Origin of the sequence: Brevibacillus ginsengisoli (assembly GCF_050113715.1) — a bacterium.
Classification (GTDB): domain Bacteria; phylum Bacillota; class Bacilli; order Brevibacillales; family Brevibacillaceae; genus Brevibacillus_H; species Brevibacillus_H ginsengisoli.
Genome location: NZ_JBNJQR010000004.1, coordinates 378,304 through 390,918 on the forward strand (window position 1 = coordinate 378,304; position 12,615 = coordinate 390,918).

Here is a 12,615-nt window from a genome sequence, read left to right on the forward strand (position 1 = left end):
TTCTTTTAAATTCATTCGGGTGAACTTACAATTCTTATTAAGCGCTTTCATATTTCTGAAAAATTAGTATAAGGGAGTGACGGGATGAAGTTCAACTTTCGTAATCTGACTGTTCAAGTTATCATTGCAATTATTCTCGGTATCCTCGTAGGTCAATTCTTTCCTAAGTTCGCGGTAGATCTTAAGATTTTAGCGGATGTATTTATTAAAATGATTAAGATGGTCATTGGTCCAATCATCTTCTTTACGATTGTAAGCGGTATTGCAAGCATGGGAGATGTAAAAAAAGTTGGCCGGATCGGCGGAAAAGCCATTCTCTACTTCGAGATCGTAACAACGGTTGCCTTAGCGATCGGTATCCTGATCGTAAATCTGGTTCAACCTGGTGCGGGAATCGATACGAGCAAGGTGCATGGAGACATTAGCAAATATACATCTGCCGCCAAAGAAAGCAGTGGAGTCGTTGACTTCTTAGCTGGCATTGTACCAGACAACGTAATGGCTGCTTTCGCCAAAGGGGAAATGCTTCCGATTCTGTTCTTTGCCGTTTTGTTCGGAGTGTCCTTAGCTGCAATGGGCAAAAACGGAAAGCCAATCTTGCAATTATTTGATAAGTTTGCGCACGTATTTTTCGGTATTGTAAACATGATCATGAAGCTTTCGCCTATTGCTGCTTTTGGTGCCATGTCTTATACCATCGGGAAATTCGGGATCTCCTCTCTTACCTCGCTTGGCAAGTTAATGGGTTCCGTCTATATCACAATGTTCCTGTTCATTGTTGTTATTCTTGGTTCAATTGCGCGCTACTATGGATTTAACATTTTTAGCTTCTTAAAATATATTAAAGATGAGATTCTACTGGTTCTAGGAACTTCTTCTTCTGAATCGGCATTGCCTCCAATTATGAAAAAGCTCGAAAGATACGGCTGTTCCAAATCTGTTGTCGGACTTGTTATTCCTACAGGTTATTCGTTTAACCTGGATGGTACTTCTATCTACTTGTCTATGGCTTCGCTCTTTATCGCACAAGCGTACGGCATACACTTATCGCTGGTACAACAACTCACACTTCTTGGAGTCCTGATGCTCACTTCCAAAGGAGCTGCTGGTGTAACTGGTTCCGGATTTGTTACCTTAGCTGCCACACTTTCCGCTTTTCCAATGGTCCCAGTCGAAGGAATTGCCCTTCTAATCGGTGTAGACCGATTTATGTCGGAAGCTCGCGCCATTACAAACCTGATTGGCAATAGTGTTGCAACTGTGGTCGTATCCAAAATGGAAAATGAATTCAACCCGAATGCTGTTTCTATCGATGAAGAAACAGATGATGTTCCTGTATCACCTGCTTTCCCTACTACTTTATCTAGTTAATATAGACCGAACCCAAAGGTATAGCCCCAATGACTCACTCGGGCTATACCTTTTTTAATAATATTAGGACTATTTACCTTAACCTTGTAATTACTCCCAACCTCATTTATACTTCGTTCGTAGTGTAATCTACCAATTGTATATGTATTTCGATAAATGGCAAACTCATTGAAAAGTGAGGACGCAAAGCTACGGGTCTAAGGTTATCAACTATGACAGCCGAGCTGCCGAATGGCTCCAAAGTTTTATCTTTGGTCTTATAGCTATTCCACCTGGAGTAGCTTTTTATTTTGTCGTTTCATACAGAGATATTGAAGGTAAGGGAGAGAGAAATCTTGTTTATTTTGGACAAGCCCTATGTTTCCCCGTTTCTGGCTAGCACTTTAGTAGATACACAGATGCCCGTCATGATCATGGGAGATGTAGCAGTACCAGAGCGTCACCGTTTAAATCTTTTGACACAACAGGATTTTATTCAGAATCTGATGAGACAAAATCATTATCCGGTCCTTACAAATTCAGAAAACGCGTTTTCTCAACTTGAAAAACATCTTCCAGACTCTTCGCTCGTTAGAAACATCTCTTTATTTAAAAACAAAGTGACGTTTCGCCGCTGGTTAAGCCAAATCTACCCTTCTTTTTTCTTCCGAGAAGTATCCATTACTGAACTTGCTACCATTAACCCCGCCACTTTACCTTACCCGATCATTATTAAACCAGCAGTTGGTTACGCAAGCTTAGGTGTTTATCGCGTAGTGAATCAAGATGAATGGTATGCGGTTAGCAAATTAATTAAGGCTGAGGTTCAGCTATCGAATAAGCTTTACTCTAACACTGTTTACGATTCGAGTACGTTCATCATCGAAGAATGGATTCAAGGTAGTGAATATGCAATCGATGCCTATTACAACGAGTCTGGTGAGCCAGTTGTGTTAAACGTATTCAAACGTATGTTTTTCCATGACGGAGACACCTCAGATCGTATCTACTACACAAGCAAGGAAGTATTAAATGAAGCTTTGGCAAGCGTTCAATCTTTTCTTCATACAATCGGTCAAAAGGCTAAATTAAACAACTTTCCGCTTCATGTTGAAATTCGAATGAAAGAGAATGGAGAGTTGGTTCCGATTGAAGTGAATCCCCTGAGATTCTCGGGAATCGGTACAAACGAACTAGGTTTCTATGCTTATGGCGTGAACACATATGAGTCATTTATTAAACAAACGAAGCCGGATTGGGACTCAATCCTTGCCTCGATGGATGATTCTCTCTACAGCTTTTTTTGCGCAGGTATTCCCAACTCGATTGATCCAGACATAATCTCTTCGGTAGACGAGGAAGGATTGCGTCGTCAATTCGCCCATGTTCTTCATTCCTACTCCCTATTCCCGAAAGATCCAGCTACTTTTGCGGTATTGTTTTATAAAAGTGAATCTTCGGAAGAAAACAAAAGACTGCTGACACTAGATTTAAGCCAGTTTCTTCGCTGTCTTGAACCAGTTACTACATAAGATTTGTTTGTGCCACGCAAGAAGCCTCCTGAATTCAGGAGGCTTCTTCGTGTTTACTTCTCATCTACCAGCTTTTCTAATTCTGTTAGGTTTTCTTCAAATACCTTCATCGCTTGTTCAATAGGCTTAGAACTGGACATGTCAACACCCGCTGCCTTCAGTACCTCAATAGGCGGTGCCGAATTCCCGGCGGCCAGGAAGTTGTTTTTAATCCGATCTACGGCAGGTTTGCCCTCATCAAGGACTTGTTTAGCTAAAGCGACAGAAGCGGCAAAGCTTGTTGCATACTGATACACGTAAAAATTGTAATAGAAATGAGGAACTCTCGCCCATTCCATTGCAATTTCTTCATCCGATACGACTGCTTTTCCATAGTATTTCTTGTTAATATCCAGATAGATCTTCTTCAGGGCTTCCGCATTCAGCGATTCTCCAGCCTGTTCTTTTTCATGAATGACTTTCTCGAACTCAGCGAATTGTGTCTGTCGGAATAAAGTAGTTCGGAAGTTTTCCAAGTATTGATTCAGCAGAAACATTTTCTCCTGCTTCGTTTTGGCTTTCGCGTACAAACTCTTAAATAGCAGCGTTTCATTCATTGTAGAGGCTACTTCTGCCGTAAAAATAGGATAGCCCGAATTAAGGTACGTCTGTTTCTGATTGGTATAGTACGACTGCATGGCATGACCCAACTCGTGCGCGATCGTGGACACATCACTTGCTGTTCCTTGGTAATTCAACAGTAGATATGGATGTGTGTCGTAAGCTCCCCATTGGTAAGCTCCCGTCCGTTTATCATCGGTTGAATAAACGTCCACCCAGCCTTTGTCAAACGCATCTTTTAATACATTGGTATAGTCATCACCAAGCGGCTTTAATCCATCAAGCACAATTCCCTTCGCTTCTTCAAACGGGATATAACGATTTTCTGCTGGTTGTGCAGGAGACATATAAAGATCATACATGTGCATCTCTTTAAGGCCCAGCATCTTCTTCTTCACTTCCAGATAGCGATGAAGCAGTGGAAGGTTAGCGTTGACTGTTTGAATTAATTCATCATAGACTTTGGTCGGTACATTATTCGCTGTTAAACTTGCCTCCAAGGCACTTGGATATTTACGTACTTTCGCATAAAAATTGGTCGCTTTCACTTTCCCCGACAAGGCCTGCGCAAAAGAATCTTGATAATTCTGCAAGGTTGAATAGTACGTTTTAAAGGTTGATCGGCGAACATCTTGGTTTTTATTATCCATTAAGGCAACAAAATTCGATCGGGTCAGCTGTATTTCTTCCCCTTTTTCATTTTTGTAAGAAGGGAATTTCACGTCTTTAGAAATCATCCGATAGATATCTTCCGGTGTGCTTGCCAAAGGGCTAGACTGTGCCAGCATCTCTTCCATGTCTTTGGACAAGGTGTGCTTCTTGGTGCGCAATTGGTCTTGAATAAAAGCTTTATAGGGAGCAAGCTCCGGAAGTTTTAAATATTTATTCCAAGTTTGTTCCGGTATATCAATTAACTCGGGGGTGAACCAGGCGGTTTTTTCTTTCACATACGTGCTCATTTTTTCCGCGCGATCCGCTTGTGCCTGTAAATCAGGATTCGCCGTATTCACATCCATCGCCAACTTGGCATAGATATAAGCTTTATCATGATTGCGCATCAAATCGGAATATAGTTGAAGCGCTTTTACCAAATTCTTTTCGGAAGCACCCAGTTTTCCTTGGAAAGTTGCAAAGGAACCCGCTTGTGACTCCACTTTTTTTACATCCTTTAACCATGCTTCCTGTGTAGGATAAATATGCTCAAGCTTCCATCTGTACTGTTCGGGGATCTCCGAACGAGACTTGTATACCGGGGCCTTTTCCACTGTAGTGGCTGCGTGCACAATATGTTGATAAGGGAAAAATGGACCGGATAATGATGAAATGGTTACAGCCACTGCCGTTAATGAAGTCAGCACAATCTTTTTCAAAGATGATCCTCCTCGAATTGACCTTAAGCTCAACGTTTGCAGTAAAGTTGCAAATATGCCTTTTTCTGTTAAACTTTACTTCTCCTATAATAATTATCCGTTCCTAATAAATTTCCTTCAAATATTATCGACTATTCTGAATATTTAAGTATATCATATTGCTACTCTCTTTGTTTTGTGGATAACTCTGTGGAAAACACATTAACGGATTCATCCACAATGTTGAAATTCTCCTTATCTCATCAGCGTTTGGAACACTTTAAATTTATCCACACTCTACCGCCAATTTTGTTTTAGATCGCCCAAAAAATTTCCCTTCTGTATAGGCTATAGCCCAAACGTCTCCATCTTCCCCGTCATAGCATAGTTATTGAATCTAGGATACGGAGGTGTTAGCTTTGGGTATTTTTCACGGTTGTGATGATTTTGCTTTAATCTTGGTACTCTTCATCCTCCTCGTAATTATTGGCACTTCTGAAAACTAATTCGTCTCTATTCGATCAACAGGCTGTTTGTAGCAAGAGAAATACCGGCTCTAACGTTGGCGCCCCGGAGAACGTTGAGTCTTTTGTCAATCACATATGTCGAAAAGAATTGTTGATAGTGCGTCTATTAACACAAGAAGGATGCAGCCATGTGAGCTGCATCCTTTTACTTATCTACTCATTTTCCCTTGGTTGTGAAAGTAGCGATAACTTCGCCATTCGGATTGCCTGCCAAATCCTTTACTACTCCTGAAGGTATTCGAATCGTATACGCAGTGTAAGGCTTTAAATTATCCTTCACGTGCAATGTAATGATACGTTTGCTTTTGTTCCATGTAGCATAATACTTGACGGTTGCTTGTTGACGATCTTGCAACATCACCAAATCGCTGAATGTCTTGCTGTTTAACTCCTCTCCAGTAGACAAGACAATCTCCTCCGCAAACTGAATCGTTACTGTTGCGGACAAGGGGATATTCTTGGCACCATGTGCTGGTAAAACCGTTACAGTTGGAGCAATCACGTCCACTGGTACCTCAGTAGTAAACGTTGAACTGAAGCTTTCTTCATTCATTAATCCCTGACGATCTTTTAGCTTCTTTTCGATTACGGTCATGGTATATGTCGTCCCCGGAGCCAGATTTCCAACCGGATCTATGATCGCCGTTTGACTAGAATCATCCCAATGTCCTGTAAATGCTAGTTTCTTTTGCTTAGCGTCCCTTATGATGATGAACGTCGGGATCGTGGCGTCAGTAATCTGTTTCTTGTTGGCTAGAAGCATCGGTTTATTCAACACCACTCTGATTTTCGTGTCGATCGGAACACCTACTGCCTGATTCTTCGGCTCAAAAACTACAGCTAGTGGCGGCTCTTTGCGTTCTGTAGTGAATACGGAGGAAACTTCTTCATTTAACACACCGGCCTGATTTTTCACTTGTCCCTTTTTAAATCCTACACGATACTTCGTTCCAAACAGTAACGGATTTTTAGGTTGTATCGTTAACTTTTTATTCGTCGGACTCCACTTCATCTCAATCTCGATGTTGGGATTTTTATCTACTGCTTGCAGAGTAACGATCTTGCCGGCATTTTTGGACGTGAGTGGGTCACCGTTCGCTAATTTGATCGATTCACCAAATTGAATCGTAATCGGAGCACTCACTTCCACTCCAGTTTGTCCATTCGACGGCGAAACTGTAATAGTCGGGGAAGCACTCTTCGCCATCGCTAAGATTGATTGATCACTTCCCAAACCGAAAAACAATAAGAGTACAAATACTAGCACCGAAATCTTGCTTTTACCAAGGTACATGAAACGAATCCCCCCTTTTCTAGTGCCAGTATAGAAAAAGAAAAAGGGTACCTACAATTTTTTTTAGGTACCCGCCTTTTATTCTACTCCTACTCCGTCTTCTCTTCTGATGACACCGCAGGAATAATCACTTTTTTTAACTTCCGCTCAAACTCTAAACGGGGGATCATTACACTATGTTGACACCCGGTGCACTTGATTCGAATGTCCATTCCCATGCGAATGATTTTCCACGCATTTGCTCCACATGGATGAGCTTTCTTCATCTCTACAACATCACCCAAGGCAAACTGTTTTCTCTCCATACCGCATCTCCTGTTCTCTTACATTTTGGTACCTGGCATTGTCACCATTTTAGGATAAGGAATTTCAATTCCTTTTTCATCAAAATCCGCTTTGATCATCTCGCGTAATTTTCTAGCAACCGCGTGGTGCTTGTTAGGCAAACATTCTGCCACGACCCGAATTGTTACCTCATGTGGGCCTAAGGCTTGAACCCCAAGTACGTCCGGTTCTTTTACCACATCTTCAGATTCAGCGGCCAGTTTCTGGGCCACCTGAGCGATAACCTCTTGCACACGTGTAAGGTCTTCTTCATACGCAACGGAAACATCTACGACAGCTATCGTGTTTTGGACAGAAAAATTCGTTACTTCCTTTATAGAACCGTTCGGAATGATGTGTAACTCTCCGGTAAAACTTCTAATCCTCGTAATTCGAAGTCCAATCGCTTGTACCGTCCCCGAAAAATTATTGATGGTTACTGAATCCCCAACAGCAAATTGATCTTCAAAAATAATAAAAAATCCGGTAATCACATCCCGAACCAAGCTTTGTGCTCCAAACCCTACCGCTAGCCCAAGGACTCCCGCACTGACCAATATCGGCTGCAAGTCAATTCCCAACTGCTTCAGCACCAGTAAAATCGCCAGAAAATATATGGTATAGGTCGTTACGTTATTCATCAGCACTCGTAACGTATCTACCCTTCTCTGATCAAATTGAAGCTTGCTTCCCTCACGATTTTGAAAGACCCGATTCACTGCCGCATGAATGAGCGAGACTGCAATGCGAGCGGCAACGATAATAACAATAATTTTCAAACTGCCGACTGCTAGATTCATCCATAGTTTCTCATCTAATAAATTCGCATACAATTGTTCAAATACATTATTTGTCCAACTCATTACATTCATCTGTTCTTCTCCCTCCACCTACTCACTGATCTCCAAGTAGGTTCCTTGCATCCATCGAAAAAAACCTCTGATCTCTACTTTTTCGTTGGTCACTATTTTCTTGACTTGCGGATAATTTGCAAATGGAAATTCAATTGATAAAGCACAACCTGCCGTAATCTCTTTCGGGGTTGGTCTGGTGTCAATCTCAATATCGGCGTACTCTAGCAACATCTCTGCTCTGAGCGCTTGCTGTGTAGAATCGAACGCCAGGATCACCGTTTCTTGTTCTGTCACCTTACTCCCTCCCTCCTTTGTTCTATTGTATCGGTTTCTGCAACCCCTTGCCAGTTTCCAACTTCCTGATCTCCATTTTTCTAGTAAAACCAGTGCACAGGTATAAAAGTAATTTTCCAGCCATATACTGTGAATACTTACTTTTGTGGAGGTACTCATGAATAAATTCGGCGGTCAGTTAAATTTTTCTTATCCTCCGTTCAAGGTTGATTATCAAAATGATAATGCCGTCGACCATTTATCCCAGCACTTGGTTCAGCGTCTGCGCATGAAGCCTTATTCTCAAGAACTTGTCATTCTTTGTATAGGCACTGATCGCTCAACTGGTGATTCCCTCGGTCCGCTCGTCGGCAGCAAACTCCATTCGTACTACTCACCAAAATTGCAGGTATATGGTTCATTGGACGAACCTGTACATGCCGTCAATCTTGCAGATAAAATTGAACTCATTCAACGCAAACATCATCATCCATTCATTGTTGCTATTGACGCATGTCTTGGACAATTTAGCAATGTCGGGTCAATCAATGTTGCCGATGGTCCGGTTAAGCCGGGAGCTGGTGTCAAGAAGGAATTGCCTCCTGTTGGGGACTTTCATGTAACAGGAATTGTGAACGTTGGAGGATTTATGGAGTATTTTGTTTTACAGAATACGCGCCTACATGTTGTCTTTAGTATGGCCGAAGTCATTGCTAATGGCATCTTCAAAGCTTCCAACCAGTATTTTTCGCCGAGTTCTTATCGTACATCATGGGGTTACATCTCAACGGAAAAAACATAAAACCGTCGAGACGTTTTTCACAGAAAAAGGCAAAAGTTAAACCCACATCGACTCGCTCGTCTTGTGGGTTTACAGTGATTTATTTTGTTCTTCCATTACGGGCCATTTTGGGCTCGTTTTATTTTGTCATCAGATGCGTGGCCCATTGAATGAATGGAACGCCAACCGCCGCTACGACCAATGCGGGAAGCATATTGGCTACATTGATCTTGCGAATCTCCATGATATTAATCCCGATTGCCATGATCATCAGTCCACCGACTGCCGTCACTTCTATAAGAATGGCATCCAGCATTTCTTTGCTAACAATGGAATAAATCTGCGTGGACAGTAATGCGATTGCTCCTTGATAGAGAAATACCGGAATGGCCGCAAATGCTACCCCTATTCCCATCGTTGACGTAAAGATAATCGCTGAGAATCCATCCAGCAAGGATTTGGTGTACAAAATATCGTGATTGTTGCGAAGTCCGCTATCCATAGCACCAAGAACCGCCATAGCTCCTATACAGTATACAAGAGTAGCTGTAACAAATCCTGTTGCGATACTGCCTTGTTTACTGCCTCCGACTTTTCTTTCGAGCCAATCCCCTAATTGATTTAAGCGCGTTTCAATTTTGAGAGCTTCTCCAATAACTGAACCTAGTACCATGCTAAAAATCAGTAACAGGAAGTTTTTCGTTCCAAATCCCATGGTTAATCCAAGGACAAAAACTGATAATCCAATCGCCTGCAACACCGTCTGACGCATCCCCTCAGGTATTCCCGAAAGTAATTTACCAAGAAGTGATCCAATGATGATAGCTAAGGCGTTGACCAGTGTTCCTAGTAAAATCACGTGCTTTCCCCCAAGTCGAAATGTTCTTTTTTGAATTAGTTGACAAATGCTTCGGCCATTTCTCTTACAGCTTTCAGCAAGAAATCAACATCTTCCTCTGTATTATAGAATCCAAAACTTGCTCGAACCGCTCCTGTTGAGTCTGTTCCCGCCGTATGATGACCAAGTGGCGTGCAGTGGTATCCTGCCCTTGTCGCAATTCCATATTGCTGGTCTAATATGTAGGACACTTCTGAGGCATCCGCTCCTTGAATATTAAAAGCGACTACTCCTACCCTTTCAAATTCAACAGCTGGTCCATATACTGACACTCCCGGAATCCTCTGAAGCTCTTCAATCGTCTTGCGGGCCAAGCCCCATTCATGCCGATGAATCTCTTCTACCTCTTTTTCCATGACAAATGTAACGCCCGCTAATAAACCAGCTAGTCCCACCGTATTTGCCGTTCCGCTCTCATATCGGTCAGGTCTGGTGGTTGGTTGATCAATTGCTTCTGATTGGCTCCCTGTTCCTCCATGAATCAGCGGTTCCAAATCAATTGGATTGCGTACATATAATCCGCCAGTACCTTGAGGTCCATATAACCCTTTGTGGCCAGGAAAAGCCAGCATATCAATTCCCATTTCCTCTACATCAATCGGCAATACCCCAGCAGATTGAGATGCGTCCACCAGAAACGTGATCATTCGCTCTTTAGCCAATTTACCAATTTCCTTGATTGGCAGTATAACTCCGGTTAAATTCGAAGCATGGCTGACCACAATTAACCGAGTCTGTTCTGTAATCGCCTGCTGAAAATCCTCCGCATAAAACCGTTGATCCTCTCTCGGTTCTACGTATGTAATCTCAATATTTTTGGTTCGGCGTAAATACTCCAGTGGTCTTCTTACGGAGTTATGCTCAATGCTTGACGTAATCACATGGTCTCCCTCTCGCAAGTAGCCCTTTATAGCTTGATTCAGCGCCTGAGTAGCATTTAAGTAAAAAAAGAGGTCATTCGGGTTCTTGATCCCAAATAACCGCGATAGCTGCATACGGGTACGAAATAATACCTTGCTCGCTTTTATGGCTAAGGTATGTCCACCTCTCCCAGGATTCGCCGCAAAATCGTCAATCACTTCCGCCATTGCTTCCTTCACACCAGGTGGTTTCGGCCAGGATGATGCCGCATTATCTAGATATCGGATGTCCATGCAGACAAATCCTCCTCTGTGCTCCTTGCAAACTACTGCATGTCCAACAGTTCCAGGAGTCTTTGCAGATCTTCGTTGGAATAAAACTCAATTTCTATTTTACCCTTTTTGCCGCCTTTTTTAATCTGAACAGCTGTACCGAATCTACTGCGTAGTCTTTCTTCCATTTGCACTAATCCAGCCTCTTTTTTAATCGGCTTTTTTGTTTTTGTTTCACGTGAAACACGTAAATTTTTGACTAATTCCTCTAATTGTCGAACACTCAAATCTTTATTTACAACATCATTAGCCAACTGCCATTGAACTTTAGCATTTTCAACGGACAGCAATGCTCTCGCGTGCCCCATGGATAACTTAGAATCTGCAACTAACCGTCTAATATCATCCGACAATTGAAGTAATCGAAGCATATTCGCTACATGTGGTCGACTTTTCCCAACCTTTTGAGCGAGTTGTTCTTGTGTAAAAGAACAATGCTCCAGCAGCTTGTGATACGCCTCAGCTTCTTCCAATGGATTAAGATCTTCTCTTTGAAGGTTCTCAATTAGAGCAATTTCCATTATTTGCTGATCGGTATAGCTTTTGACGATGACTGGAACGCTAGTTAGACCTGCCTTCTCTGCAGCTCTTAAGCGACGTTCTCCAGCTACTAGTTCATATCCTTTAATACTTTTGCGAACAATCAAAGGTTGAATGATTCCATGCTCTTTTATGGAGTCAGCCAGCTCAGCTAATGCCTCAGCATTAAATTCCTTACGAGGCTGATAAGGATTAGGGCGAATCTCCAGTAACTCAGCGTCAGTCACTTGTTCCCCTTCCTCTACTAGGTTGGAAGTAATCAAAGCGTTAAGGCCCTTTCCAAGGCTTTTTTTCATAATCCAATCACTTCCTTCGCTAAGTCGGTATAAACCTCCGCTCCACGCGATCTTGGATCATACGTAATAATGGATTGACCATGAGAAGGTGCTTCACTTAAACGAACATTTCGTGGAATAATTGTTCGGTATACTTTATCTTGGAAATACTTCTTCACTTCTTCAATCACTTGAATCCCCAAATTAGTTCTCGCATCCAACATGGTTAATAGAACACCCTCGATAGCTAAATGTGAATTCAAATGTTTCTGAACGAGACGGATGGTATTTAGCAACTGACTTAATCCTTCTAATGCATAGTACTCACACTGAATCGGGATCAAAACCGAATCGGCGGCAGTAAGTGAGTTAACCGTCAGAATCCCCAAAGAAGGAGGACAATCAATAATGACATAGTCAAACTTGTCCTTTACGACTTCTAGTGCCTTCTTCAATCTTACTTCCCGAGAAATCGTAGGAACTAATTCAATCTCTGCCCCCGCCAGTTGAATAGTTGCGGGAATAATAGAAAGACCCTCAATCTCGGTAGGTAATATTGTGTCTACTGGATTAATGTCATTGATTAACACATCATAAACACAATAACGGACATCTGCCTTGTTAATCCCCAAACCACTAGTGGCATTTCCTTGGGGATCAATGTCAACCATCAATACTTTTTTACCCAAGGTTGCGAGGCATGCACTTAAGTTGACAGAAGTCGTTGTTTTTCCCACGCCACCTTTCTGATTGGCTACTGCAATCACTTTCCCCAACGTCTCCACCTCATTTTTTATTACCTAAACTCGCCGGGAGCTTACGAAT

13 protein-coding genes and 1 riboswitch are annotated in these 12,615 nt (G+C 42.2%); of the genes, 4 read left to right on the forward strand and 9 right to left on the reverse strand.

The genetic code is table 11. The features are described from left to right. Nucleotides 1-84: 84 nt before the first annotated feature. Both ACQCN2_RS11225 and ACQCN2_RS11230 read left to right on the forward strand, forming a co-directional pair. Complete coding sequence (locus ACQCN2_RS11225; RefSeq protein WP_426928996.1) at nt 85-1,371, forward strand: dicarboxylate/amino acid:cation symporter; 1,287 nt, start codon at nt 85-87, stop codon at nt 1,369-1,371. Nucleotides 1,372-1,519: 148 nt separating this feature from the next. Continuing rightward, nucleotides 1,520-1,603, forward strand: a riboswitch (cyclic di-GMP riboswitch). Nucleotides 1,604-1,706: 103 nt separating this feature from the next. After that, nucleotides 1,707-2,882 (forward strand): ATP-grasp domain-containing protein, encoded by a 1,176-nt coding sequence (locus tag ACQCN2_RS11230; RefSeq protein WP_426928997.1) that lies wholly within the window; start codon nt 1,707-1,709, stop codon nt 2,880-2,882. Nucleotides 2,883-2,935: 53 nt separating this feature from the next. Here ACQCN2_RS11230 and pepF read toward each other — a convergent pair whose 3' ends face one another. Continuing rightward, nucleotides 2,936-4,852 carry an oligoendopeptidase F gene (pepF, locus tag ACQCN2_RS11235; RefSeq protein ID WP_426928998.1) on the reverse strand — a complete coding sequence of 639 codons (1,917 nt, stop codon included), beginning with the start codon at nt 4,850-4,852 and terminating at the stop codon, nt 2,936-2,938. 389 nt (nt 4,853-5,241) lie between these two features. Between pepF and ACQCN2_RS11240 the strand changes: the two genes are divergently transcribed. Then, nucleotides 5,242-5,337, forward strand: coding sequence for a YjcZ family sporulation protein (locus ACQCN2_RS11240; protein WP_426928999.1), 96 nt, complete (start codon nt 5,242-5,244; stop codon nt 5,335-5,337). Between the two features lie 178 nt (nt 5,338-5,515). Here the strand turns inward: ACQCN2_RS11240 and ACQCN2_RS11245 are convergent, their stop codons facing one another. The 4 genes from ACQCN2_RS11245 to ACQCN2_RS11260 form a co-directional block, all read right to left on the reverse strand. Continuing rightward, nucleotides 5,516-6,652, reverse strand: coding sequence for an Ig-like domain-containing domain (locus ACQCN2_RS11245; RefSeq protein ID WP_426929000.1), 1,137 nt, complete (start codon nt 6,650-6,652; stop codon nt 5,516-5,518). Between the two features lie 89 nt (nt 6,653-6,741). Next, complete coding sequence (locus ACQCN2_RS11250) at nt 6,742-6,957, reverse strand: DUF951 domain-containing protein (RefSeq protein ID WP_426929001.1); 216 nt, start codon at nt 6,955-6,957, stop codon at nt 6,742-6,744. A gap of 18 nt (nt 6,958-6,975) precedes the next feature. Beyond that, nucleotides 6,976-7,848 carry a mechanosensitive ion channel family protein gene (locus tag ACQCN2_RS11255; RefSeq protein ID WP_426929002.1) on the reverse strand — a complete coding sequence of 291 codons (873 nt, stop codon included), beginning with the start codon at nt 7,846-7,848 and terminating at the stop codon, nt 6,976-6,978. 18 nt (nt 7,849-7,866) lie between these two features. Beyond that, nucleotides 7,867-8,124: a putative Se/S carrier protein gene (locus ACQCN2_RS11260; RefSeq protein WP_426929003.1), complete on the reverse strand. Its 258-nt coding sequence runs from the start codon at nt 8,122-8,124 to the stop codon at nt 7,867-7,869. A 157-nt stretch (nt 8,125-8,281) separates the two neighbouring features. Between ACQCN2_RS11260 and yyaC the strand changes: the two genes are divergently transcribed. After that, on the forward strand, nt 8,282-8,905 hold the full coding sequence (gene yyaC, locus ACQCN2_RS11265; RefSeq protein ID WP_426929004.1) for a spore protease YyaC: 624 nt from the start codon (nt 8,282-8,284) through the stop codon (nt 8,903-8,905). Nucleotides 8,906-9,023: 118 nt separating this feature from the next. On the opposite strand, the gene ACQCN2_RS11270 is transcribed toward yyaC, so the two are convergent. From ACQCN2_RS11270 to ACQCN2_RS11285, 4 genes are read right to left on the reverse strand one after another with little or no spacing between them, the layout of a single operon-like run. After that, a complete protein-coding gene (locus ACQCN2_RS11270) occupies nt 9,024-9,743 on the reverse strand; it encodes a DUF554 domain-containing protein (RefSeq protein ID WP_426929005.1) in 720 nt (239 codons plus the stop codon). Between the two features lie 35 nt (nt 9,744-9,778). Next, entirely contained in the window at nt 9,779-10,936 is a 1,158-nt protein-coding gene (locus ACQCN2_RS11275; RefSeq protein ID WP_426929006.1) for an aminotransferase class V-fold PLP-dependent enzyme, read from the reverse strand. A 32-nt stretch (nt 10,937-10,968) separates the two neighbouring features. Then, nucleotides 10,969-11,811, reverse strand: a complete 843-nt coding sequence (locus ACQCN2_RS11280; RefSeq protein WP_426929007.1) for a ParB/RepB/Spo0J family partition protein — start codon at nt 11,809-11,811, stop codon at nt 10,969-10,971. Beyond that, a complete protein-coding gene (locus tag ACQCN2_RS11285) occupies nt 11,808-12,566 on the reverse strand; it encodes a ParA family protein (RefSeq protein WP_426929008.1) in 759 nt (252 codons plus the stop codon). The genes ACQCN2_RS11280 and ACQCN2_RS11285 overlap by 4 nt, the downstream gene beginning before the upstream one ends. Between the last annotated feature and the right edge of the window lie 49 nt (nt 12,567-12,615).